This window comes from Clostridium cochlearium (assembly GCF_900187165.1).
Lineage (GTDB): Bacteria > Bacillota > Clostridia > Clostridiales > Clostridiaceae > Clostridium_G > Clostridium_G cochlearium.
Genome location: NZ_LT906477.1, coordinates 166824 through 192173, shown reverse-complemented (window position 1 = coordinate 192173; position 25350 = coordinate 166824). Strand labels below are relative to the sequence as shown.

Here is a 25350-nt window from a genome sequence, read left to right as displayed (position 1 = left end):
TATTATAATATTTTTATAGGTTCAAAATTCAAGTAATCACAAGAAGTTAATATGTATTCTATTCCATCAATTTCTCTATTAAAAATATTTTGTTTAGGCACTCCATGTAAATGTCCAAAAATTACTTTTTTAACATTGTAATCTTTAAATATTTCTAAAAAACCTTCATCTACTTTTGCACTACTGAAAGGCGGATAGTGAAGTACTATTATAAAATTTTTATATCCATCTTTTGTGGCAGCATCTAAGGATAATCTTAATCTTATAAGTTCCCTTCTATATATCTTACTATCATGTTCTGTAAAATTATCTGTTCCTGGGCATATCCATCCTCTAGTACCACATAAAGCATAATCTTCATATTCAAAATAATTATTTTGAATAAACTTCATGTCTGAATACAAATTATTTAATTTAGATATAGAAGTCCACCAATAATCATGATTACCTTTTACTAATATTTTTTCTCCAGGTAATTTGCTTATCCAGTGTAAATCTTCCATACCTTCTTCTATATTCATTGACCAAGATATATCTCCAGCTATTATTACTTTATCCTGCTCTTTTATATTTTTTAACCAATTCTCCTTGATCTTTTCGTGATGATTTTCCCAATTATCCCCAAAAACATTCATAGGTTTATCTGTAGTAAAAGATAAATGAAAATCCGATATTGCATATAAAGCCATTAATAAAATCACCTTCTACCTATAATTTCATCTATATCCATAACATAAGCAATAACCTGTGCTACAGCATCATATAATTCATAAGGAATATCCTCACCTATATCTACGTTATTTAATACCTCTACTAATTCTTTATCATAAACTATTGGAACACTATTTTCTTCAGCTTTTTCTATTATTCTATCTGCTACATATCCCATACCTGTTGCTGTAACTACAGGTACATCATATCCTTGTTCATATTTTAAAGCTGCAGCCTTTTTTTTAGTCATAGATACCCTCCTAAAATCTATACTTTAAGGTCAATTGCACTTATATTTTTATCTTCAAAAAAATCACTACAATTGCTTAAATTAAATTCTTCTTCTTTTTTGCTTACGTTCATATATACATTATAACCTTTATCTTTTAAAGCATTCAATAGCTGTTGTTTCTTAGTTTTTAAAATCTTTATCCACATTTCTTCAGCTTTAATATCCACATTCATAATATTTTTGTTTATTCCTATAAAAGCATCTACAATTCCAATATTTATAGTTTTTATAGATGTAGCTATCTTTACATTTTGCTTGTCTATCTTCTTTCCCTTTTTCCTCTCATCTTTTATTATTAACTTGCATTCATATTCATCTTTATTTACATTAACAGGTAAATCTAAATAGTAGTATTGATTTGACATAGTGTTAAAAACTTTAAAATCGTTTAATTCTTGTTTTATTAATCCAAATAATTTCTCATGTTCATTTATTTTATACTGAGTCTTTGGATCAATCAAATCTTTTAATATATTTTTCATATCCTCTATTTTAGAATTTATTTGTTCTTTTACTATATCTTCTTTTTTATATAAAATATCTTTACCATTATCAATTAACTTTTTTACGTTATCTTTTGAAAGAGTTTCTATTTCTTTTATATTAATTGTTTCTTTTGATTCAATAGCTTCACTCTTTTTATTTTCTAATGTATCTTTAGATGTATCATTTATTGTTTTGTCTTCATATTTCAATATATTTTTAGATGTGTTCTCTTTTGAATTTACTATTTTTTTCTCTAAAATACCTTGTTCTAGTTTTTCATTTTTGGCTAATGTTTCTTTTCCTTCTTGTACAGTTTCACTTAATACATTACTTTCTTTTAATATATTTTCAAATGCTTTTAGTTTATTATATAAAGAACTTTCTTTATACAAACTATTGAAACTTCTTATATTGTTTTCTGTTATATCTAGTCCATTTTCTAACATTGTTAATATATCGTCTTCCCCTATAGTAGATAGTTCTTTAAAAAATCCTTTTAAAGTATCTTTAATAAATTGCCCTTCTTTAGAATTTATGTCTACATTTCTACTTTCTATATACTTTTCTATAAAACTATTTGATTCTTCTCCATCTTTTGAAAATCTATTTATCATCTCAATTAAATTTTTTATATTTGATATATTATCTTTTGTTAAAGGCATATTATGTTTTACCATTTTTTCTAATAAAGGATAATCTTTTTTATCTAAACGTATATCTTCCCTTCTTAGTGCACCTTCTATAGAATCTTCTTTTAACTTCTCTTCTGGCTCTCTTCCATCTAGAATGCTTAATTGCAATTTACCATCTTTAAATCCTTCTACCTTAAATTTTATAAGACCTGTTGGTTGAAAATCTAATGATTCTTCTAATTGAGCAGGAAACTGCCATCCATCTAACAATCTTAATAATGTATCCTCATTTTCTTCTCCTAGATTTATTACTCTAGCTAGAAACACTTCTCCTATTTGAAAAGATAGTTTATTTGTTAACCTTTTTAAATTTATATTATAAGCACCATTTACATTCCATATTCCGGACATAATATGCACCCCCTATTATAATATCGTATAAAAAAATAAAGCCTAAACCAGGCTTTATTTTACATCACATTAATTTTAAGCTATTTGGCCTTTCTTTATTCCCTCTTCATGTAGTATAGGGGAAACTTTCTTGTACATACCCATAGTAAGGGCAGATATAAATACTCCTTTTAACAAATTAAAAGGTACTATTGACCATAAAACTAAAGTGCCTAAACTATTTACTGATGGATTTACTTTTGCTGTCATTTGAACAAAAGCTTCAATTGGTATGTGTAAAATCTTTTGATATAGCGGTATAAATACATACAAATTTAATATTCCAGCAATTACTGACATAGTTATAGTACCAGCTACTAATCCTACAAAAGCTGATCTTTTACTCTTATTATTTCTATATATATACCCTGCTACAAAAACTAATACCGATCCTACAACGAAGTTTGCTACCTCTCCTACAAAACCTGTCTTAGTAGCAAAAATTCCATGTAATATATTCTTTAATAATTGAATAATAACTCCTTCTACAGGTCCTAGTGCAAAAGCACCCATTAATGCTGGTATATCACTTATGTCTATCTTTAAAAATTCAGGAAAAAATGGTACTGCCAATTCAATATACATAAGTAAAAATGCAATGGTACTTAAAAGTGTTATTTTTATACTTCTGCTTAATTTTTTATTTTTCATTTAATACCCCTCCTAATAGTATCTTCTAATTTTAGGATGATGGTATAATAAGAAGCCCTGACAAATTTTTGTCAGGGCGAAAAAATCTCATCTTTATTATACCTTCTTTCATCCAGACTTTACTGTCGGCTTCGGAATTACACCGAATCATGCCTTACGGCTCGCGGGCTATACCGCCGGTGGGGAATTACACCCCGCCCTGAAGATATTTAATATTATCTTTTACAAAACTATTATATATTATTTTTATAAAAAATTCAATAGAAAACCCTTTAATTAATGAATAAATAATAATGAATAATGAATAATTATGGATATTTTTTCTCCATTAGCATTACGAAAAAATTTTAATTTTATAAAATCTTTAAGTTTAGCTGTGGTTAAACTTTTTTAAAAAATTCCTAAACTATTAACTCCTCACTAAACCAGCGATGTTTAGCAACGCTGAACGAGCCTACAAAATAAAATATAAGATTTTCTGTAACGTAGTAGAAGAAAATCCACCTAAATTGTTCATTATTCATTGTTAACTGTTCATTATTCTTAAAATAAAAATTTTGTGGTGCAAAATTTTTATTTTAAGAATTACTGTTTCATACTTAAGGATATTCTGCCTCTTTTTTCATCTACATCTAAAACTTTAACCTCTACTATATCTCCTACTTTTACTACATCTAAAGGATGTTTTACAAATCTATCTGACAACTCACTTATGTGGACTAATCCGTCTTGATGTACGCCTATATCAACAAATGCTCCAAAGTCTGCAACATTTCTTACTGTTCCTGTAAGTGCCATGCCAGGTTTTAATTGATTTATGTCTATAACTCCTGTTTTAAATATAGGTTTTGGCAACTCTTCTCTTGGATCTCTTCCAGGTTTTTTTAGTTCTTTTATTATATCTAAAAGTGTAGGTTTCCCAATATCTAATTTTTTAGCTAATTCATCTATATTAAAATTATTTATTCTTTCTTCTATATCTCCTAGTCTGTTACTTTTTAAATCCTCTATAGAATAGTCTAGTATTTCTATAAAATTTTTAGCTACCTTATAAGATTCTGGATGCACCCCTGTGTTATCAAGGGGTTCTTTGCTTTCACTTACTCTTAAAAAACCTGCACATTGTTCAAAAGCTTTAGCTCCTAATCTTTTTACTTTTAATAATTCTTTTCTGCTTGTAAATTTACCTTTTTCTTCTCTATATGCAACAATATTTTTAGCTATTCCGGAATTTACTCCTGAAACATAGGATAATAGTGATGGTGTTGCTGTATTTAAATCTACCCCTACATTATTTACACAGTCCTCTACCACACCTCTTAAAGATTCATCTAATTTTTTAGGAGTTATATCGTGCTGATATTGCCCTACTCCTATGGATTTAGGATCTATCTTTACAAGTTCAGCTAAAGGATCTTGGAGTCTTCTTCCTATAGATATTGCTCCTCTTATAGATACGTCTATATCTGGATATTCTTCTGTGGCAAGTTGTGATGCTGAGTATACAGAAGCTCCCGCTTCAGAAACTATTACATAATACACTTCTTTACCCTTTTCTTCCTTTATTTCTTTTATAAGTCTTCCAATAACTTCTTCAGATTCTCTACTAGCCGTTCCATTACCTAAAGATATTACATCCACATCATATTTATAAATAAGCTCTTTTAATACTTTTATAGAGCCTTCTATATCATTTTGTGGTGCTGTAGCATAAACTGTAGATTTATCCAAAAATTTTCCTGTGTCGTCTAATACAGCTATTTTACATCCAGTTCTAAAACCTGGATCATATCCTAATACAGTTTTCCCCTTTATTGGTGGCTGCATAAGTAACGCTTTTAAATTAGATTTGAATATATTAATAGCCCCTGCTTCTGCCTTGTCTGTAAGTTCTCCTCTTATTTCCCTTTCTATAGATGGATATATAAGTCTTTTTAGTGAATCTGAAACACTTTCTTCTATATAAGAGTCTGTTAATTTATTATTCTTTAGTAAATTCTTCTTTAAATACAGTTCTATTTTCTCCATATCACAAGTTATTTTAACAGATAATATTTTTTCTTTCTCTCCTCTATTAATAGCCAAAATTCTATGAGAAGGTATTTTTTTAACTTCTTCTCTATAGGAATAATACATTTCATAAGGGGTTGGTTCTTTACTTTCACCTGAAGTTTCTATTACTCCCTCTTTATTAACAAAATTTCTAATCCATTTTCTATATTCTGCTTTATCAGATATTATTTCACTTATTATATCAACTGCTCCTGCTAAAGCCTCTTCTACAGAATTTACTTCTTTTTCATCATTAATATATTTTCCTGCTTCCTCTCTTAAATCGCCCTTAAACTCTCCTAACAATATTAATTCAGCCAAAGGTTTAAGTCCCTTTTCTTCTGCAATAGTAGCTCTGGTCCTTCTTTTAGGTCTAAATGGCCTATAAATATCCTCTACCTCTGTAATGGTTTCACATTTTAATATACTCGACTTTATTTCTTCTGTTAATTTACCTTGTTCTTCTATTATTCTTATTACATCTTCTTTTCTTCCATTTAAATTTCTCAAATATGTCAATCTTTGAAATAATTCTCTTAGTGTCAAGTCTGTTAATCCGCCAGTTACTTCTTTTCTATACCTTGCTATAAAAGGTATTGTATTACCTTCATCTAATAGATTAACTGTACTTTCTACTTGTTTTATGCTTATATTTAATTCTTTTGCTAGCCTCTCGTTTACATCAATCATTAATTAATAAACCTCCATAATTAGTTTTTTTAAATCTATCCTTTAAGTTATATAAATACCAAGTTTTTAATATATTTTATAAGGTAAGTACTTTAAAGGAGATAATGTATTGAAAAGATTTATAAGTTTTATTTTAACATTATGTTTAATTATATTCTACTATAGTTTTAATCAATTTATTTCCATTGATAATTTTAATAGTAATACAGTAAAAAAACATATAAAATATCTTTCTTCTGATAGATTAGATGGACGTTTAGCAGGTTCCAATACTAATCTAGAAGCTGCCAATTACATCAAAAATACTTTTAAAGAATATGGTCTTGAACCATTTAATGGGAGTTACTATCATAATTTTACTACGTATTATCCCAAAAAATCAAATGATAAACCTTATTTAAATATAGTAGATGAAAATAATGAGATTATAAAAAGCTACATTTATGGAATAGATTATAAAGAAGATTTGCTAAATTTTAGAAATAATAAATTATCTTTTAGTCCAAATAATATAACCTATTCAACAGAAGATTTTATAGCTTTTGCTTCTAACAAAGGCTCTCTTATTTTGTTTACTCCAGATGAAGACAATATTAATTTTAGAAGCTCATTTTTCCCACAATCTAAGGTTGATATGTATATTATGACAAAAAATTCCATAAGAAAAGATATAAAAAAATTCTTAGATAAGGGGCTTAAACTTAATTGTTATATTCCTTTTTCTATAGAAGAAGAGACTATAAGCAATGTAGTGAGCATAATTAAAGGAAAAAAATCCACAGAACCTATAATTATATCTGGACACTTTGATCATTTAGGTAGTGACCTAGGTGGTACAGTATATAATGGTGCTTTAGATAATGCTTCTGGTATATCATTTGTAATGGAATTTAGTAAGTATTTAAAGTCTTTAGGCACACCTAAAAATGACATAGTTATTATAGGATTTAATGCTGAAGAATTTGGTTGTTTAGGTGCTAAAGCTTTTGCAAAAGATAATATATCTTATATTAAAAATGCTAAAGTATTTAATTTTGATATGATTGGATCAGATTCGAATGTACCTTTATCGTTAATGGGTGGGAAAACTAATTCCCCTGATTCTGATTTAATTAAATCCGTAGCAAATACCTGTTCTAAATCAAAAGTTAATTTTACTTATATCTTTGATGACTCTAGTGATCATGAAGCTTTTACAAATTTAGGAATACAAGCTATAACCTTTATTGATGATGATAAATCAAGAATTCACACTCCAGAAGATAAAATAGATTTTATAAGTTTAAAATCTATAGATAGATGCTTTAAAGTTGCATCTAAAGAAGTTATAAAGCAAGGTTTTTCTAATGATTTTAATATATTGTATTGTAAAGAACTTTCAATACTTTCCCTATTATTAATTACAATAATAAGCCTTGCACTTATTAAAAAGAATAAATTATATAGAATATAATTATAATACCCTTAAACTTAGTTTAAGGGTATTATAATATTAATTAGATTTTAAGTATTCATTTATAAATAAATCAATATCTCCATCCATTACTGCCGTTAAATTACCTGTTTCTGCAGAAGTTCTATGATCTTTTACCAAATTATAGGGATGAAATACATAGGATCTTATTTGATTTCCCCATCCCATATCTTTTAATTCACCAGTTAAATCTTCTATTTTTTCTTTGTGTTCTGCTTCTTTTAATTCCACAAGTTTAGCTTTAAGCATATTTAAAGCAGTATCTCTATTTGAGTGCTGACTTCTCTCTGACTGACATTGAACAACTATTCCTGTTGGAATATGAGTTATTCTTACTGCGGATTCTGTTTTATTTACGTGCTGTCCACCTGCTCCACTAGCTCTATAAGTATCCACTCTTAAATCATCATCTTTTATTTCTATATCTTGATCTTCCGTAAGTTCTGGTATTAACTCTAAGGAGGCAAAAGAAGTTTGTCTCTTTCCATTTGCATTATAAGGTGATATCCTTACAATTCGGTGTACTCCTTTTTCTGCTTTTAAATATCCATAGGCAAAATCTCCAGATATCTTTAATGTAACACTTTTTATACCTGCTTCATCACCAGGTATAAAATCTAAAGTTTCTACCTTATAACCCTTCTTTTCTGCCCATCTTGTATACATTCTAAGTAGCATCTCAGTCCAATCCTGAGCATCTGTTCCTCCTACTCCTGCATGCAATGTCATTATAGCATTATTTCTATCATATTCACCTGATAATAAAACTTCTATTCTAAAACTTTCTACTTCTTTTTTTATTAATTCTAATTCCTTTAACACTTCTCCAGCTGAAGAAATATCTTCTTCTTCTTTCATAAGTTCTATAAGTACTAAAGAATCTTCTATCCTGCTTTCTAAAGAATTAAACTTTTCTAATCTATCTTTAATTAACTTTTCCTCTTGAGTTACTTGCTGGGCTCTTTTTATATCCTCCCAAAAATCAGGTTCTTGCATTTTGTTTTGAAGTTCTTGCATTCTAAATTTCAAACTAGTTAAGTCAAAGAGACTCCCCTATTTCTTTTGTTAAAGTTTCTTTTAATTGTTCCAAATCTTTTACAGCTTCTTCTAACTGCAATAACACTTTAATCAGCTCCTTTTATATACTAAAATAATCATGGAGAAGTAATATTACTCCTCCATTTTATGTCTTAAGCTTCTCTTCCACAACAATTTTTATATTTCTTACCACTACCACAAGGACATAAATCATTTCTACCTATTTTAGGTTCTTTCCTTATAGGTTGTTTTTTCAATGTGTCATCTCCACCTTGATTAGTTGATGTTTCCTTTGCAACTTGTTCTCTTTCTGGTGCTTTTTGTATTTGAACTCTAAATAAATATCTTACTGTATCAATTTTTATATTATAGATCATTTCGTCAAACATTTGACTTCCTTCAAACTGATAAGCTTGAACTGGATCTTGTTGCTTATATGCTCTTAATCCTATACCTTGTTTTAAATGATCCATATTATCAATGTGATCCATCCATTTAGTATCAACTACTCTTAAAAGAATAACTCTTTCTATATCTCTCATTTGTTCTGAACCAAATTCTTCTTCTTTATCTGCATATATATTTTTAGCTATGTCATATAATTTTTCTTTTATTTCATCATTAGATAAACTTTCTAAGTGTTCTGCTTTTACATAATCTTTAGGTAAGAATATGTCTTCTAAGAATTTAATAAGTTTACTAAGTTCTTCTTCAAATTCTTCTTCTATTCCAGATATATGAGAATCTACAACTGAATTTATAACATCTTTTATCATTTCTTGTATCTGATCTTTTAAGTCTGCACCCTCTAGTACTTCAGATCTTTGTTTATAAATTATTTCCCTTTGTGTATTTATAACGTCGTCATATTGAATTAATGTTTTTCTTATATCAAAGTTATTTCCTTCTACTTTCTTTTGAGCATTTTCAATAGCGTTACTTACCATCTTACTTTCTATAGCTTCATCTTCAGCAAGTCCTAGTTTCTCAACTATACCTTTTAATTTATCAGAACCAAATATTCTCATTAAATCATCTTCTAATGAAACATAGAATCTAGATTCTCCAGGATCCCCTTGACGGCCTGAACGTCCTCTTAATTGATTATCTATTCTTCTAGACTCGTGTCTTTCTGTTCCTATTATTTTTAACCCGCCAACTTTAATTACATCTTCTTCAAGTTTAATATCAGTACCACGTCCTGCCATATTTGTAGCAATAGTAACCATACCATATTCACCTGCATGGGATACTATTTCTGCTTCTTTTTCATGATATTTTGCATTTAATACTTGATGTGGTATTCCTTTTCTTTTAAGCATTTCTGATATAAGTTCAGATTTTTCTATGCTTACAGTACCTACAAGCACTGGCTGACCTTTTTTATGAGTTTCTACGATTTCATCTACTATAGCTTTATATTTACCCTTTTCTGATTTATAAACCACATCAGGATTATCTTTTCTTATAACTGGCTTATGAGTAGGTATAACTACAACATCTAATCCATATATTTCTCTAAATTCAATTTCTTCTGTTTGTGCTGTACCTGTCATACCGGATAATTTTTCGTACATTCTAAAGAAGTTTTGATAAGTTATAGTTGCTAGAGTTTTTGATTCCCTTTCTACCTTTACACCTTCTTTAGCCTCAATAGCTTGATGTAAGCCATCACTATACCTTCTACCTTCCATAACTCTTCCAGTAAATTCATCTACTATTAGTACTTCCCCGTCTCTTACCATATAATCTGTATCTTTTTTCATGGAGTAATTGGCTTTTAATGCTTGAACCACATGATGTTGTATTTCCATATTTCCAGGATCTGCATAATTCTCCAACTTAAAATATGATTCTGCTTTTTCTATACCTTTATCTGTTAGCATAACTGCATTAGCTTTTTCATCTACAGTAAAATCTTCTTCTTTTATTAAGGATTTGGCAAAGTAATCTGCTACTTTATAAAACTCTGTAGACTTTTCTCCTTGTCCTGATATTATAAGAGGAGTTCTAGCTTCATCTATTAATATGGAATCCACTTCATCTACTATTGCAAAGTTTAATTTTCTTTGAACTCTTTCTTCTTTGTAAACCACCATATTATCTCTTAAATAATCAAAACCAAGCTCACTATTAGTTCCATAAGTAATATCACAATTATATGCTTCTTGTCTTTCATTGTGTTCTAAATCGTGAAGAATAACCCCTACAGTTAACCCTAAAAACTCATATATAGGTCCCATAGTTTCTCTATCTCTTTTTGCCAGGTAGTCATTTACTGTAACTATATGTACACCCTGGCCTTTTAGGGCATTAAGATAGGCTGGTAATGTTGCAACTAATGTTTTTCCTTCTCCTGTTTTCATTTCTGCAATTCTACCTTGATGTAAAATTATACCACCCATTAATTGTTCTCTATAAGGTTTTAATTTGACAACTCTCCAAGCAGCTTCTCTTACTACCGCAAAAGCTTCTACTAATATATCATCTAAAGTTTCTCCCTTTGACAATCTTTCTTTAAATTCATTTGTTTTATTTTTTAACTCTTCATTTGTTAATTTTTCCATCATTGGATCTAATTTATCTATCTTATCTACTATTGGTACTACTCTTTTAAGTTCTCTTTGACTATATGTGCCAAATATTTTTTCCCAAATCCTCATGTTATTCATCCTCACTATTATAAAATTTCTTAATTATTATATACCTTATAGATTATAACATCTAATTTAATCCTCTTCAACTTATATAATGTAAGTTTAATTTTTATAAATAACACTTTTTATTTTACATTCCATAATTTAGGTATTATAATTAATTTGAACCTTTCATAATTTGAATTAAAAACTGAGGTGAAAATATTGGCTCATAAATTGAAAAATTTTATATTTTGTGCTGACGAAATAATACTCGACGAACATACAAGAAATCATTATATCAAATTTATTAATTCCATTCCTTGGGCTTGTTTTTATTTTTTTACTCATAATTGTTCTATAAGTCGTAAAGAACTTAAAGAAATCCTTTTAGATTTTGGAATTAATGTTTCATTAAATTCAGTATTAACCCCAAATTATTTATTGCTAGGATATTGCAAAAAAATATATCATTCTTTTAATGTTTACCCAATAATTAATAATAATTTTTCTCATGATTTTTATGATTTTCATATTCATAATATTGAAATATGTTATAGATATTTTGATTTAATTTTTCTTTCAACTACTAAATTAGATAATAATCATAAAGAATTAATACAGAATAGCAATGTTCCCATAGTTCTTTCATCAAACTTATGTAAAAGTAGAAAACTTGATTGTAACAAATGTACTTCAAACTGTTATGTAAGCTTTTTAAAGTTTAATTATAAAAATAGATTAATAATTCCTGACGCACCACCTTTTTTTAATACATTTTTGTTATTTAAAAATTTAAATTTAAAACCATCCGAAAGTTTATTTATCACAAATAAAATTAAATATGATTATTCTAAATTTCAAGAGGCTGGTAGCAAAACGGCCCTTATTCTTGAAAATAACCATATTGATAGATATCTAAATTCTCCTTATGATGCAGATGTAGTAATTGATGACTTAGATAATTTATTATATTTTCTAAACATAAAGGAGAAGGCTTAGCCTTCTCCTTTATGTTTAGAATTCTGGTTCTATTAAACCATAATTTCCATCTTTTCTTTTATAAATTACATTTACTTCCCCTGTATCTCCATTTTCAAATACGAAAAAGTTATGTCCTATAAGTTCCATTTGTAAAACTGCTTCTTCTGATGACATTGGTTTCATTGCGAATCTTTTTGTTTTTACTATTTTTGATTCCTCTTTAGACTTATCTCCTTCATAATCAGGTATAAATTGAAATCTTAATGAGTCACCATGCATTCTTTTTTGTAATTTAGTTTTTTGTTTTCTTATTTGTCTCTCTAGTTTATCTATTACTAAATCTATAGAAGCGTACATATCTTCATTAGCTTCTTCTCCTCTTAGAATAACTCCATTAAAAGGAATTGTCACTTCTATTATTTGTCTATTCTTTTCAACACTTAATGTAACTTGGGCCTCTATATCAGGTTTAAAATACTTATCTAATTTTTCTAATTTCTTTTCCACCACATTCCTTAGAGCATTTGTAACCTCAATATTTTTTCCTGTCACTGTTATTTTCATAGCTTCAGCCCCTCTCTTAATGTTTATTATTTTTTATTTATTTTTAATGTTATATATATTTTAATACGATTTACTCTAAATATCAAGTTATTTAATGCCAATTAACAAAATATTAAGTTAATTTTAATTATTTTGTATATTTATGCTAAAAACAAAAGCTTTAACCATTAAAATAATAGTTAAAGCCTTTTGTTTTTAAGTTAGCTGACCTGATCTTTGACCCCACACTCGCCTGCTGGAGATTTCGCTACCCAGAATTCTCCTCTCACTACTAACCCTCTCGTATTATTATACGGCAGGTCTTACTTCTAAACCGCACCATGCTCATTAAATATTTTATTTAACTTACGTGGATCGTTTTGCCTGCGGCTGGCATCGACTTTCAATCACAAACCTAACTTAATACAATAAAATTATACAACAATTTTAGCTACAGTCAATACATTTAACTCTTTTATATTTACATTACATATCTCTTTTGAAGCAAAATATACTGTAGCTCCAGTGGTTATAATATCATCTATTAAAATTATTTTTTTATCTATAATTTCGTCTTTATTAATAAGTTTAAAACCCTTTTCTAGATTTATCCATCTATTTTCTCTATTTAATGTTTTTTGCTCTTTGGTACTTTTCACCTTTATCAAAGTATTTTTTACAGGCACTTGTAGTATATCACCAATATTTTTAGCTAAAAATTCACTTTGATTAAAGCCTCTTTTTTTTAAAGATTTTTTATCTGAAGGAATATATGTTATTAAATCACAAGGAATATTCTCTTTTATTATCTTTTCTGCCATATAACTAGCCAATATTTCTCCGCTTCTAAAACTTTTTTTATATTTTAAAGATAATATCATTTCCATTATACTTGAAGAATAATACGCTGTACTATAACAGCAAATTTTAAATTCTTCTTTATTTATATAAAAATTACCTTTACACCAATTTATTTTATGAAAACAATTTTCACATATTCCATGTTTTGAGTAAACCCCACATATAACACATTGATCTTTGGAAGGATACAATAAACATGCTATACTTTCTTTTATTATATCTAAATACTTAAAAGTCCCATTTCCCATGCTTCTTTATTGAATCTCCTAGTTATTTGTTTTGCCTTATCTAAAGCTCTAGTTTCTTCATTGCATACAAATATAACTTCCTTCATAGCTCCTTCTCTTCTAAGTACCATTTCTCCACAAAAATATATTAAATTTTTATAATTGTACACATGGTCATCTGCAAAAAATACCATTATATTTGTATCCTCATCTTGACTTATATGGTGGGTTTTCTCATTAAAATCATCAGTTATTATTATAGATTTTTTCAAATGTTTAAAATTAGATATTACCTTTATATTATTATCCTTTTTAGAATAATATAATATATTTTTGCTAATACTTTTATAATTATTTTCAAAATAATTATAAACATTTTTCAACCGCTGCCCATCTGGAACATATATTATAACTTTCTTGTCAAGTTCTATAGTCCACTTTAAATATTCATAAATCATATAAGGAATATCACTGTTTAAATCTACTTTTGTAGTTATTATTCTAGGTTCTATTATAGGCATACTATTTTTATATAAAGGTAACACTATTTCTCTTTTATTGCTGAAAATTGGTTCTATGGAATAAGCTATACCTTTTCCATTTTCCTTTAAATTTCTTTTCACTATATGCTTAATTGATTTTTTATGTAGCAATGAAATTTTTCTTATCTCATCAAATATTACTAAATCAAATTTTTCTTCAAGTTGTATTGCTACTTCAATATTGCATACTAGAAGTCTTTTTTGTTGTAAATTTTCAACATTCTTTATGTAGCTATAATCTTTAAAATTAGATATTTTTTTTATATTTAATATAATATCTATATCTTTATCCTCTTCTGTAATATACAAAACTCTTTTATTACTATTAACAAAAGTTAATATAGTTTCAACAAGTATAGATGATGAATTATTAGGAACTGTTATTATATTTAACAATTTTTCTTTTGAAAATATCCATGTTTTTAAATAATTACTTATTTTCTCTAATTGCCAATGATTTTTTTTATCCATTTTAATAAACATATAAACCTCCAGGCTATTGTCCATTATCTTCATAAAAATTTTCTAGTATGTTTTGTATTCTCCACTTTAATAAGGAATATCTTTCAAAACTCCTATTATTATCAACCATAAATTTTAATGCTTTTAATTTTCCTACTACAACCACTAATTCTTTTGCTCTTGTTATTCCTGTATACAATAAATTCCTATTCATAAGCATAGGTGGCCCCATAAAAGCAGGTATTATAACTGCTGGAAACTCACTTCCTTGACTTTTATGTATAGTTATAGCATATGCCAAATCTATTTCATCTAAATAAATATCTTCATAAATTACTTTCTTTTCTTCATCAAAAATAATGGTCATATTGTTGTTTTCTTCATCTATATCCTCTATATATCCTATATCTCCATTGAATATTCCCATTCCTTCTTCTGGATCATATTTATCTATCTTTCTCCACTTAATATTATAATTATTTTTAGTTTGCATAATCTTATCGCCCACTCTAAAAATACAGTCTTTAAACTTCTTCTCTTTTTTTTCTTTTGATGGAGGATTTAGTACTTTTTGAAGGTTTCTATTTAAATTTTCAACTCCTAATATTCCTTTTCTCATAGGACTTAATATTTGTATATGTTTTAATTTATCCCAATCCTTATTAAAATTTGGTAATCTCTTATGAATTAGTCCTAATAGAATATCCAATATATTCTCATTAGAATCACCGTTTAAAAAAAAGAAATCCTTATTCCTTTCATTCAAAATAGGCATTTGTCCACTATTTATCTTATGTGCATTTAAAGTTATTGCACTAGTTTCTGATTGTCTAAATATATCCTTTAATCTTACTACTTTAACACAATTGCTTTCTATTAAATCTTTTAATACATTTCCAGGACCTACCGATGGTAATTGATCTACATCACCCACTATTATAAGTCTAGTTCCTATAGATATAGCTTTTAGTAAGTTATTCATAAGCATTATATCTATCATTGATGCTTCATCTATTATCACTACATCACATTCTAAGGGAGTTTCTTCTGTTTTAGAAAATATTTCTTCTTCCCCTACCCCCATTTCCAATAATCTGTGGATAGTTTTTGCATCTCTTCCTGTAGCTTCTGTCATTCTTTTTGCTGCTCTCCCTGTAGGTGCTCCCATACAAACAGTATATCCATATTTTTCATATATATCCGAAATACAGTTTATAATAGTTGTTTTACCCGTACCAGGTCCACCTGTTATTATTTCTACTCCATTCAAAAAGGCTCCTATTATAGCTTCTCTTTGTGAAGGAGAAAATTTTATATTATTATTATCTTCAAAATTTCTTATTTCTTCTTCTACAGTCATATCTAAATCCTTATGATTATATAATGATAATTTTAATATATTCTTTGTTACGCCTAATTCACAATAATAATAGGGTATAGAAAAAATATATTCTTTTCCATCCACTATTTCTACTCTTAATTTACCTTGAAGAGCACTTTGTAATACATTTTCTTTTATCTCTTCTTCTTCTACATTTAATATTTCTTTTCCATCTTTTATTAATTTATCCGCTGGCATGCAAGTATTTCCTAATGCAGAAAATTGATTCAATACATAATTTATACCACTTTGTATTCTAAAAGGAGAATTTATATCAACTCCTAAATTTTTAGCTATTTTATCCGCTGTTTTAAATCCTATTCCTGAAATAGTTTCTGTTAATATATATGGATTTTCTTTCACTATTCTAATAGATTCGCTTTTAAATTTCTTATATATCTTGAGACAATGATTTATAGATATACCATACTCTTGAAAAAACATCATTATATTTCTAACTTCTTTTTGATCTTCGTAAGACTCTTGAATTATACCTATTTTTTTATCTCCTATGCCCTCTATTTCCTTTAATCTTTCAATATCATTCTCTAATATATGAAAAGTCTTCAATCCAAATTTTTGAACAATTTTTTTAGCTGTTACAGGCCCTATTCCGGGAATTATACCTGATGATAAATATCTTTCAATTCCTTTTTTAGTATCAGGAATGATTTCTTCACAACTTTCAACTTTAAATTGTCTTCCAAATTGAGGATGAATTACCCATTCTCCATATAATTTAAGATTTTGTCCCTCCGATATATAAGGTATACATCCTACTATAGTTGTTATAGAATTAGCATCTTCCTTAATTCTACTGACAACATATCCATTTTCATCATTCCTAAATATTATGGAATCAACGGTTCCTTGTATTTCTTCCATAAGATCTCCCCTAATTTTACTATTTTTATATATTATATCATACACCGCCTCTGGTTAATGAATAATGAACAATTTATAAAACTATATAATATTTATTTTTAATTATACCCAATAAAATTAAAAGTTTTCTGATTCAAGAAATAAAGTTTCACTAAATTGTCTATTATCCATCAATAAAAAACCCCAGTAAAAATTTACCAGGGTTTTTTTATATGCTTTTATATTAGATTAAGGCTTTTATTTGTTCCACTTTATTTAGATTTTCCCATGGAAGTTCTATATCTGTTCTTCCAAAATGTCCATAGGCTGCTGTTTGTTTATATATAGGCCTTCTCAAATCTAGCTCCTTTATTATAGCTGAAGGTCTTAAATTAAATACCTTATTAATTATTTCTATAATTTTCTCATCTTTTATTTTGCCTGTTCCAAAAGTCTCTACTGAAATAGAAACAGGTTTTGCTACTCCTATAGCATAAGCTAGTTGAACTTCCAATTTATCTGCTACTCCAGCTGCTACAAGATTTTTAGCTACCCATCTAGCTGCATATGCTGCAGATCTATCCACCTTTGTAGGATCTTTTCCTGAAAATGCTCCACCACCATGTCTTCCATATCCACCATAGGTATCAACTATTATTTTTCTTCCAGTTAATCCAGCATCACCTTGTGGTCCACCTACAACAAATCTTCCTGTTGGATTTATATAATAATGAGTATTTTCATCTAAAAGTTCGGCTGGTACAACTTTAGATATTACATGCTCAATAATATCTTTTTCTATTTGTTCTCTTGTAATTTCTGGTCCATGCTGAGTAGATACTACTATAGTATCTATTCTTACTACTTTACCATCTTCATATTCTACAGTAACCTGTGTTTTACCATCTGGTCTTAAATAAGGTAATGTTCCATTTTTTCTTACTTCGGATAATCTTCTAGATAATTTATGAGCCATAGATATTGCCATTGGCATATATTCTGGAGTTTCATTATCTGCATATCCAAACATCATTCCTTGATCCCCTGCTCCTATAACATCTTCATTATCTATTCCACCTTGTTTAGATTCTAAAGATTCATTAACACCCATAGCTATATCTGGAGATTGTTCTGATATAGATGTTAATACCGCACAGGTATCTGAATCAAATCCATATTTAGCTCTAGTATATCCTATATTTTCTATTGTATTTCTTACTATTTTAGGTATATCTACATAACAATTGGTAGTTATTTCCCCTGCTACCAAAACCATTCCTGTAGTTACACTAGTTTCACAAGCAACTCTACCATTTGGATCTTTTTCAAGTATAGCATCAAGTACTGCATCGGAAATTTGGTCACAAATTTTATCTGGATGTCCTTCTGTAACTGATTCAGATGTAAATAATTTCCTCATTTTTTTACCTCCTATTGTGTAGCTCTTATATAAAAATAAAGTCTCTTCTGATAAGAAGAGACTTGCTTTTTACTTGCTATCCCTCTTATCTTGCAGAATTTTCTGCAGGAATTGGCACCTTAATATTAAAAAATATTGGTTGCCGGGTTTCATTGGGCCCTTTCCCTCCACCTCTCTCGATAAGAGCTTTTTATCTAATTATATTACTAACTAATATTAGCACATTAATATTTAGCTGTCAATTATATATTATGCTATAATAAAAAAATAACACTAATATTTTAGTGTTATTTTTTGGTGGAGGAGGACGGATTCGAACCATCGAAGGCGAAAGCCAACAGATTTACAGTCTGCCCCCTTTAGCCACTCGGGAACTCCTCCATATATGGAGCTGGCAATAGGACTTGAACCTACAACCTGCTGATTACAAGTCAGCTGCTCTGCCAATTGAGCCATGCCAGCACATTTTAAGAAACTATGGTGGAGGAGGACGGATTCGAACCATCGAAGGCGAAAGCCAACAGATTTACAGTCTGCCCCCTTTAGCCACTCGGGAACTCCTCCACATATGGAGCTGGCAATAGGACTTGAACCTACAACCTGCTGATTACAAGTCAGCTGCTCTGCCAATTGAGCCATGCCAGCACATTTTCTATCGAACTTGTCGACAAAAACAAGTATACAATTATATTGTTAAAAATTCAAATGTGATTATAGTATAATAAATCGATATTAATCATTATATCTCTATTTTTCTCTTACTATCTCTTTCTTAACTATGTAGATAATTTAAATTGTACTATTTTTTATACTTCACTTAATGTATTGCTTATATTATAATGCTATTTAGATAAAATTTTAATTTTGAAAAGGAAGATTGATATGAAACAACTTTTAAGTAAACTTAGGAAAGCAGTAAGTGATTTTTCTTTAATAGAAGATGGCGATAATATTGCAATTGGCCTATCTGGTGGAAAAGATAGTATCGCTCTTCTGTATCTTTTAAGTAAATATAGAATGTTTTCTCCTGAAAAATTTAACATAATAGCAATTACTATAGATCCAGGAACAAATATGGATTTTTCTCCTTTAAAAGCTCTTTGTAAAGATTTAGATGTAAATTTTCACATAATAGATTCTAATATAAAGGAAATAGTATTTGATATTAGAAAAGAAAAGAATCCTTGTTCTCTTTGTGCCAATTTAAGACGTGGAATACTAAATGATAATGCTAAAAAGCTAGGTTGTAATAAAGTAGCATTAGGTCATCATAAAAATGATGCTGTTGAAACACTTTTATTATCTATGTTCTATGAAGGTAGAATTAGTTGCTTTCTTCCAAAAACTTATTTAGATAGGAAAGATATAACTGTAATTAGACCTATGGTATATATAGATGAAGAATCTATTAAAAATACTTCAATAAAATATAATTTTCCTATAATACAAAATCCTTGTCCTGCTAATGGTTTTACTAAAAGAGAATCTATAAAAAATTTAATAAAATCTCTAAAAAAAGATTTTCCTGATTTAGATAATAGATTATTAGGTGCTTTAACAAATTCTAATCAACTTTGTATTTGGAATAAACAAAATTAAACAATTTGCTATAATATTAATTACACCACCTTCATATAAATTATTGAAGGAGGTGTAATTTTTGGATAAAACCATGGTCCATTATAATGATCCTTTGGCTTATAAAATAATAGGAAATAGTTTAATAAACTTTTTAAATGAAAAAACTATAATAGTGTGTATAGGAACAGATAAATGCATAGGAGATTCTCTTGGTCCTATAACTGGTACAATTTTAAAAACAAAAGATTTTCCTCTGCCTGTCTTTGGAACAATAGAAAATCCAATCCATGCGTTAAATATAAAAATAAAAATGGAAGAAATATCTTCTTTATACCCTAATCATAGTATACTTGGCATAGATGCTTGTTTAGGAGAACCTAATAATATTGGATTTATACAATCACGAAATTATCCAATATATCCTGGAAAAGGTGTTGGTAAGGAACTTCCTCATGTGGGAAATCGTTCCGTAGTTGGAATAATCGATTCCACTGAAATGAATATATTTAATAATAATTCTATTCGACTTAATTTTATACTTAATATGGCCAAATCTATTTCTGAATCCATAATATATGGTTTAAAATTATCTTGTAAAGAATACATTTTGTCAAATAAAAATAAAGCAAAGATATAAATTCTTTGCTTTTTTATTTTTAGTCTATTAAAACTATACTATCTCCTTGAAAAGTTATATCTAACTTATCCAAGTATTCTAACATCTTCCCTGTACCAATAGCTACACATGTAACTGCATTTTCAGAAACATATACTGGTACATGGGTTACTTCTGATATTAACTTATCTAAACCATTTAATAATGCTCCACCTCCGGTCATTACTATACCTTTATCAGATATATCTGCCGCTAATTCTGGTGGGGTTTTTTCTAAGATAGCATGGGTACTTTCAGCTATAGTATTTATAGGCTCTATTAAAGCATCTCTCATCTCTGATGACGATACAGTTATATTCTTAGGTAACCCTGATATTAAATCTCTACCTTTTATATCCATAAAATTTTCTTCACCAACATCATAAACAGATCCTATATTTATCTTTAAATCCTCTGCAGTCCTTTCTCCTATCATAAGATTATGCTTCTTTCGTATGTATTTTATTATAGCTTCATCGAAGCTATCACCGGCTATACTTATTGTTGATCTTGCAACTATTCCTCCTAGTGATATAACCGCTATATCGGTTGTCCCTCCTCCTATATCAATTATCATATTACCACTAGCTTTAGTTATATCAACACCAGCACCTATTGCCGCAGCTAGAGGTTCTTCTATTAAAAAAACCTTTTTAGCACCTGCATTCCTTGCTGCATCTATAACTGCTCTTTTCTCAACTTCCGTAGACTCACAAGGTATACATACTACTACTCTTGGTGAAACCATTTTCTTTTTACCACAAGCTTTAGTAATAAAATGTTTCAACATCTTTTCTGTCAAATCGTAATCAGAAATAACTCCTTCCCTAAGGGGTTTTAATGCAACAATATTGCCAGGAGTTCTACCAATCATTTGCCTTGCTTCTTCTCCTACTGCTAAAAGCTTATCTTTACTTTTATCAATGGCTACTACTGATGGATCATTCAATACTACACCTTTTCCTTTAATATAAACTAGTACAGTGGCTGTTCCAAGATCTATTCCCATATCTGTTCCTACATTAAAAAACATCCCTATTTTTCACACCTGCTCTTTCCTTATTCTTCTTTGGTAAATTTTGATACTACCTAATATCAATTATAATAGGAATGTTTTTAACCTTCAATAGCTTTATACTTCAATTTTGTAGCTTTTCCACCTCTTATATGTCTTTCTGCCTTATTAAATTCCAATATATTTTTAGCTTCTTTTGCAATTTGAGGATTTATTTTAGGCAATCTTTCTGTCATATCTTTATGAATTGTACTTTTGCTTACACCGAAGACTTTGGCCGTTTTTCTTATAGTAGCTTTAGAACTTATTATATAATTAGCGACTTCTAAAACTCTTTCTTCAATGTAATCCTTCAAATTACTACCTCCTTACTATTTATAAATATATTTAGTAACTAAATTATTTTTATAATGCCATTTTCCACTCAGTTATGTGGAAAATGGCTTTATTTTATTTAATATTTTATATACTTATTTGGATTTACATAATCTCCATCCTTAGTTACAGAAAAATGAAGATGTTCTCCATAATTTTCATAAGCTGCTCTTAATGTTGTTTTCCCTACTTTTCCTAAATTACTTCCTTTTTTAACTTCATCTCCTACTTTTACATCTAATTTCTCATCTAAATTAGCGTAAATTGTTTTCAACCCGTTTTGATGATTAATAGTAACTTGAACACCATCTACTGTATCTTTCTTTATATCTTCTATTTTCCCATCTAATACAGCAACAACAGGTTTTCCTAGTTCACATTTAATATCTATTCCAAAATTAGGTCTATAACTATTTGTAGATTTCCAATAAACAGGTTCTTCTGAATAATCCCTAGCTATAGTTCCTTCTACTGGTTTGACAAATTTGTTGTCTGTTTTAGCTGACACTTGAGCTACTTTTTCAGTTTTTTCTTCAACCTTTTTATCTTCTTCTTTAACTTGTAAAGCATTATCATATTCTACACTTGGCTCTCTAGTTTCTACAGTTTCTTGTTCTTTATTTTCATTTGATTCTTGAATTTTATTTTCTTCTTTAACAGCTAATCTTTTTGCTTCTTTATTGTTTTTTGAAGATATGTAAGCTGCTGATCCTATTAAACATAGACATATAAATAGAACTAGATAGAATCCCTCCTTCTTTATACGAAATTTACTTGAAAATTTTTTACCCATATAAGCACCTCCTTTTTGTAGTTTGTCCAGTCTGTAGTAAAAAATACATATTTTATTTAAAATTCTTTCTCCTATTTTCATCATTTTTTGACAAATAGTCATTAATTTTATAAAAATAAAAAATACTAAAAAGAAACTTTAAATTTCTTTTTAGTATTTTAATTATTTTTTAAAACTTCTTTATATTTTTTTATTTCTACACCTGTATAATAATGTTTTAATATATCCTTATAATTCTCACCAGATTTTCCTAATACATTGGCTCCCCATTGGCTCATACCTACACCATGTCCATATCCTTTGCATTCTATATTTATCTTATCTTTCTCAAATTTTATATTAAAATTTGATGAATTTAAATTAAAAATTTTTCTAAATGTTGGACCTGTTATAATGGTTTTGCCTAATACTATCTCTTTTACACTTCCTCCAGAAGTTCTGCTCTTTATTTTTACTTCATTTTTTATATTTTTTATATTTGATATAGATTTAGGATATTTTTTATTAATTATATTTATAAATTCACTATACGAATAGTTTTTATTACTCTTATATTTTGGTGCAATTTCTTCTCCTTGACTTTTTACACTCTTTAAATATGGCTCTGTAGATGCAAATATATCTTGGCCGTTTTCCGTAAATCCACTACTAGTTGAGAAATAATATGCTCCTTTTATGATTTCATCTTTATACACCAAAACTTCTCCTGCAGTACTTTCAACTGCATTTTCAATCTTATTCCAATATTCATTTCTTTTTTTCTCTGACCAGCCTTTCATTCTAACTTCTTTAGTTAAAAATGCTTGACAGTGTACTGTATCACATAAATCTGCACCATTTACATTTTTGCAACTGACTCCACCTAATTGTTTTATACGAGGTATAGCATAAGTTCTTGCTGCTATAGCTTGAGCTTTTAAGGCCTCCTCATGAAACTCAGCAGGCATTTCAGCTGAAACTACTCCTTTTATATAATCTTCCAAATCTAATTCTATTATTTTTTTATCTTTTGAGATATATACTTTTACTTTTATTTCTTCAATCTTCTTATTTTCAGATATATTATTTTTGTTGTCTTTTCCTATTAAAGATGGTTTTAATATTATAAAGCAAAAAATAATTACAATAAGTATACTAGCTAGTATACTTGCAAAAAATCTTTTTAATAAATACATTATATCTCCACTTCTCATATAGTTTTCTCCTCTATTAATCTTACGTATTTTATAATAACTATATGAAAACAATTATATTTATATTCCAATTATTATATTCTGTAAACATCTGCTCCTAGTAATTGAAATTTCTTCTCTACATCTGCATATCCCCTGTCAATATGATAAATATCTGTAATTTCTGTGCTTCCTCTTGCTACTAGACCACACAGTATTAACGCTGCACCTGCCCTTAAATCCGTAGCCTTTACTTCACAACCTGTTAATTTATTTCCTCCTTCTATTACAGCACTTCTCCCATCTATCTTTATATTTGAACCCATTCTTTTCATTTCGATGGCATGCATAAATCTATTTTCAAATATTGTTTCAGTTACTATACTAGTTCCTTGTATAGTACTTAGTAACGCCATAGTTTGAGGTTGCATATCTGTTGGAAACCCTGGATATGGCATAGTTTTTATATCCACAGGTTTTAGTTGACGATTTCCATCAACTATCATACTTTCCCCATCTATATTTATGTCTACACCTATTTCAGTTAATTTTGCTATTATTGGTCTTAAATGCTCTTCATTTACTCCATTTAATTTTATTCTACTCCTTGTTATAGCTGCTGCAGTCATGAAAGTTCCAGCTTCTATCCTGTCATATATGGGCTTATGGACTACCCCCTTTAAATTTTTTACTCCTATTATATTTATTGTATCAGTACCTGCTCCAATTATATTAGCGCCCATAGCATTTAAAAACTTAGCTAAATCTTGTATTTCTGGCTCTTCTGCTGCATTTTGTATTATAGTTTCTCCTTCTGCAAGGACAGCTGCCATCATTATATTTTCTGTTGCTCCTACAGAAGGAAAATCTAAGTATATTTTATTTCCTTTTAATTTATCCGCCTTAGCTTCCACGTAACCATATCCTATATTTATATCAGCTCCTAAGGCACTTAGACCCTTTAAATGCAAATCTATAGGACGAGTGCCTATATTACATCCCCCTGGAAGAGATATTTTAAAATTCCCAAATCTAGATAGCATAGGCCCCATTATAAGAAAAGAAGCTCTTAATTTTTTTACAAGATCACTGCAAGGTTCTAAACTACAAATATTAGATGTATCTATTATTATTTTATTATTAATCTTATCTATCTCTACTTCTGAAGATATGGATCTTAAAACTTCACTTATTACAAATACATCTTTTAACATAGGAGTATTTTCTATTATGCATTTATCTCCACTCAATATACTAGCTGCTATTATCGGTAATACAGAGTTTTTAGCAGAGTTTATATTAATTTCACCTTTTAGCCCTTTACCTCCATTAACAATAATTTTATTCATAGTATTCCTCCATA

Annotated in this window: 21 protein-coding genes, 4 tRNA genes and 2 riboswitches; of the genes, 4 read left to right on the top strand and 21 right to left on the bottom strand. The window is 28.5% G+C overall.

The genetic code is table 11. From position 1 onward, the window contains the following. Window positions 1-2: 2 nt before the first annotated feature. The 5 genes from CKV72_RS00940 to CKV72_RS00920 form a co-directional block, all read right to left on the bottom strand. Window positions 3-689, bottom strand: coding sequence for a metallophosphoesterase (locus CKV72_RS00940; protein ID WP_089865993.1), 687 nt, complete (start codon window positions 687-689; stop codon window positions 3-5). 8 nt (window positions 690-697) lie between these two features. Further along, window positions 698-961 (bottom strand): EscU/YscU/HrcU family type III secretion system export apparatus switch protein, encoded by a 264-nt coding sequence (locus CKV72_RS00935; RefSeq protein WP_089865996.1) that lies wholly within the window; start codon window positions 959-961, stop codon window positions 698-700. 17 nt (window positions 962-978) lie between these two features. After that, on the bottom strand, window positions 979-2532 hold the full coding sequence (locus CKV72_RS00930) for a hypothetical protein (protein WP_089865998.1): 1554 nt from the start codon (window positions 2530-2532) through the stop codon (window positions 979-981). A gap of 75 nt (window positions 2533-2607) precedes the next feature. Beyond that, window positions 2608-3222 (bottom strand): ECF transporter S component, encoded by a 615-nt coding sequence (locus CKV72_RS00925; RefSeq protein WP_089866001.1) that lies wholly within the window; start codon window positions 3220-3222, stop codon window positions 2608-2610. A gap of 96 nt (window positions 3223-3318) precedes the next feature. Beyond that, a riboswitch (FMN riboswitch) is annotated at window positions 3319-3433 on the bottom strand. A 374-nt stretch (window positions 3434-3807) separates the two neighbouring features. Further along, window positions 3808-5964, bottom strand: a complete 2157-nt coding sequence (locus CKV72_RS00920) for a Tex family protein (protein ID WP_095177205.1) — start codon at window positions 5962-5964, stop codon at window positions 3808-3810. Between the two features lie 109 nt (window positions 5965-6073). On the opposite strand from CKV72_RS00920, the gene CKV72_RS00915 reads away from it, so the two are divergent. Next, window positions 6074-7417 carry a M28 family metallopeptidase gene (locus CKV72_RS00915; RefSeq protein WP_095177204.1) on the top strand — a complete coding sequence of 448 codons (1344 nt, stop codon included), beginning with the start codon at window positions 6074-6076 and terminating at the stop codon, window positions 7415-7417. A gap of 39 nt (window positions 7418-7456) precedes the next feature. Here the strand turns inward: CKV72_RS00915 and prfB are convergent. Beyond that, window positions 7457-8561, bottom strand: a protein-coding gene (gene prfB, locus CKV72_RS00910) for a peptide chain release factor 2 (protein ID WP_111921437.1) whose coding sequence is annotated in 2 segments (ribosomal slippage) — window positions 7457-8479 and window positions 8481-8561 — 1104 coding nt in all. Because the reading frame shifts where the segments join, the coding sequence is not laid out codon by codon here. Between the two features lie 67 nt (window positions 8562-8628). Then, on the bottom strand, window positions 8629-11139 hold the full coding sequence (gene secA / locus CKV72_RS00905) for a preprotein translocase subunit SecA (protein WP_095177202.1): 2511 nt from the start codon (window positions 11137-11139) through the stop codon (window positions 8629-8631). Window positions 11140-11337: 198 nt separating this feature from the next. On the opposite strand from secA, the gene CKV72_RS00900 reads away from it, so the two are divergent. After that, window positions 11338-12114 (top strand): HAD family hydrolase, encoded by a 777-nt coding sequence (locus tag CKV72_RS00900; RefSeq protein WP_095177201.1) that lies wholly within the window; start codon window positions 11338-11340, stop codon window positions 12112-12114. A 15-nt stretch (window positions 12115-12129) separates the two neighbouring features. Here CKV72_RS00900 and hpf read toward each other — a convergent pair whose 3' ends face one another. The 9 genes from hpf to CKV72_RS00855 all read right to left on the bottom strand — a co-directional run bounded on the left by hpf (window position 12130) and on the right by CKV72_RS00855 (window position 19041). After that, entirely contained in the window at window positions 12130-12660 is a 531-nt protein-coding gene (gene hpf / locus CKV72_RS00895) for a ribosome hibernation-promoting factor, HPF/YfiA family (RefSeq protein WP_089866017.1), read from the bottom strand. 413 nt (window positions 12661-13073) lie between these two features. After that, window positions 13074-13748 carry a ComF family protein gene (locus CKV72_RS00890; RefSeq protein WP_095177200.1) on the bottom strand — a complete coding sequence of 225 codons (675 nt, stop codon included), beginning with the start codon at window positions 13746-13748 and terminating at the stop codon, window positions 13074-13076. After that, window positions 13721-14752 (bottom strand): hypothetical protein, encoded by a 1032-nt coding sequence (locus CKV72_RS00885; RefSeq protein ID WP_095177199.1) that lies wholly within the window; start codon window positions 14750-14752, stop codon window positions 13721-13723. Before CKV72_RS00885 ends, CKV72_RS00890 begins: the two co-directional genes overlap by 28 nt. Before the next feature lie 13 nt (window positions 14753-14765). Then, complete coding sequence (recD2, locus tag CKV72_RS00880) at window positions 14766-16997, bottom strand: SF1B family DNA helicase RecD2 (RefSeq protein ID WP_095177198.1); 2232 nt, start codon at window positions 16995-16997, stop codon at window positions 14766-14768. Window positions 16998-17220: 223 nt separating this feature from the next. Then, window positions 17221-18396: a methionine adenosyltransferase gene (gene metK / locus CKV72_RS00875; RefSeq protein WP_089866027.1), complete on the bottom strand. Its 1176-nt coding sequence runs from the start codon at window positions 18394-18396 to the stop codon at window positions 17221-17223. An 82-nt stretch (window positions 18397-18478) separates the two neighbouring features. Then, a riboswitch (SAM riboswitch) is annotated at window positions 18479-18582 on the bottom strand. Window positions 18583-18691: 109 nt separating this feature from the next. Next, window positions 18692-18777, bottom strand: a tRNA-Tyr gene (locus CKV72_RS00870). Between the two features lie 5 nt (window positions 18778-18782). Continuing rightward, window positions 18783-18858 (bottom strand) — tRNA-Thr (locus CKV72_RS00865). A gap of 16 nt (window positions 18859-18874) precedes the next feature. Continuing rightward, window positions 18875-18960: transfer RNA gene (locus CKV72_RS00860), tRNA-Tyr, on the bottom strand. Between the two features lie 5 nt (window positions 18961-18965). Further along, window positions 18966-19041, bottom strand: a tRNA-Thr gene (locus tag CKV72_RS00855). Between the two features lie 237 nt (window positions 19042-19278). Here CKV72_RS00855 and CKV72_RS00850 point away from each other — a divergent pair. Both CKV72_RS00850 and yyaC read left to right on the top strand, forming a co-directional pair. Next, window positions 19279-19995, top strand: a complete 717-nt coding sequence (locus CKV72_RS00850) for a tRNA 2-thiocytidine biosynthesis TtcA family protein (protein ID WP_089866030.1) — start codon at window positions 19279-19281, stop codon at window positions 19993-19995. Window positions 19996-20056: 61 nt separating this feature from the next. Beyond that, window positions 20057-20614 carry a spore protease YyaC gene (gene yyaC / locus CKV72_RS00845; protein ID WP_374048607.1) on the top strand — a complete coding sequence of 186 codons (558 nt, stop codon included), beginning with the start codon at window positions 20057-20059 and terminating at the stop codon, window positions 20612-20614. 19 nt (window positions 20615-20633) lie between these two features. On the opposite strand, the gene mreB is transcribed toward yyaC, so the two are convergent. The 5 genes from mreB to murA all read right to left on the bottom strand — a co-directional run bounded on the left by mreB (window position 20634) and on the right by murA (window position 25336). Beyond that, complete coding sequence (gene mreB, locus CKV72_RS00840) at window positions 20634-21665, bottom strand: rod shape-determining protein (RefSeq protein ID WP_089866033.1); 1032 nt, start codon at window positions 21663-21665, stop codon at window positions 20634-20636. Between the two features lie 83 nt (window positions 21666-21748). Beyond that, window positions 21749-22003, bottom strand: a complete 255-nt coding sequence (spoIIID, locus tag CKV72_RS00835; protein WP_089866036.1) for a sporulation transcriptional regulator SpoIIID — start codon at window positions 22001-22003, stop codon at window positions 21749-21751. A gap of 98 nt (window positions 22004-22101) precedes the next feature. Further along, window positions 22102-22815, bottom strand: a complete 714-nt coding sequence (locus CKV72_RS00830) for a M23 family metallopeptidase (RefSeq protein WP_168944056.1) — start codon at window positions 22813-22815, stop codon at window positions 22102-22104. A gap of 158 nt (window positions 22816-22973) precedes the next feature. Continuing rightward, the gene (gene spoIID, locus CKV72_RS00825) at window positions 22974-24008 is read right to left on the bottom strand and encodes a stage II sporulation protein D (protein ID WP_242868125.1); all 1035 of its coding nucleotides are present in this window, start codon (window positions 24006-24008) and stop codon (window positions 22974-22976) included. Between the two features lie 74 nt (window positions 24009-24082). Then, window positions 24083-25336: a UDP-N-acetylglucosamine 1-carboxyvinyltransferase gene (gene murA, locus CKV72_RS00820; protein ID WP_089866043.1), complete on the bottom strand. Its 1254-nt coding sequence runs from the start codon at window positions 25334-25336 to the stop codon at window positions 24083-24085. Window positions 25337-25350: the final 14 nt, after the last annotated feature.

Coding starts and splice junctions, on each gene's coding strand:
- CKV72_RS00935 (WP_089865996.1), bottom strand. CDS start 961: ATGACTAAAAAAAAGGCTGCAGCTTTAAAATATGAACAAGGATATGAT.
- hpf (WP_089866017.1), bottom strand. CDS start 12,660: ATGAAAATAACAGTGACAGGAAAAAATATTGAGGTTACAAATGCTCTA.
- CKV72_RS00925 (WP_089866001.1), bottom strand. CDS start 3,222: ATGAAAAATAAAAAATTAAGCAGAAGTATAAAAATAACACTTTTAAGT.
- secA (WP_095177202.1), bottom strand. CDS start 11,139: ATGAGGATTTGGGAAAAAATATTTGGCACATATAGTCAAAGAGAACTT.
- CKV72_RS00850 (WP_089866030.1), top strand. CDS start 19,279: ATGAAACAACTTTTAAGTAAACTTAGGAAAGCAGTAAGTGATTTTTCT.
- CKV72_RS00890 (WP_095177200.1), bottom strand. CDS start 13,748: ATGGGAAATGGGACTTTTAAGTATTTAGATATAATAAAAGAAAGTATA.
- metK (WP_089866027.1), bottom strand. CDS start 18,396: ATGAGGAAATTATTTACATCTGAATCAGTTACAGAAGGACATCCAGAT.
- spoIID (WP_242868125.1), bottom strand. CDS start 24,008: ATGAGAAGTGGAGATATAATGTATTTATTAAAAAGATTTTTTGCAAGT.
- mreB (WP_089866033.1), bottom strand. CDS start 21,665: ATGTTTTTTAATGTAGGAACAGATATGGGAATAGATCTTGGAACAGCC.
- recD2 (WP_095177198.1), bottom strand. CDS start 16,997: ATGGAAGAAATACAAGGAACCGTTGATTCCATAATATTTAGGAATGAT.
- CKV72_RS00885 (WP_095177199.1), bottom strand. CDS start 14,752: ATGTTTATTAAAATGGATAAAAAAAATCATTGGCAATTAGAGAAAATA.
- CKV72_RS00930 (WP_089865998.1), bottom strand. CDS start 2,532: ATGTCCGGAATATGGAATGTAAATGGTGCTTATAATATAAATTTAAAA.
- CKV72_RS00830 (WP_168944056.1), bottom strand. CDS start 22,815: ATGGGTAAAAAATTTTCAAGTAAATTTCGTATAAAGAAGGAGGGATTC.
- CKV72_RS00940 (WP_089865993.1), bottom strand. CDS start 689: ATGGCTTTATATGCAATATCGGATTTTCATTTATCTTTTACTACAGAT.
- CKV72_RS00920 (WP_095177205.1), bottom strand. CDS start 5,964: ATGATTGATGTAAACGAGAGGCTAGCAAAAGAATTAAATATAAGCATA.
- murA (WP_089866043.1), bottom strand. CDS start 25,336: ATGAATAAAATTATTGTTAATGGAGGTAAAGGGCTAAAAGGTGAAATT.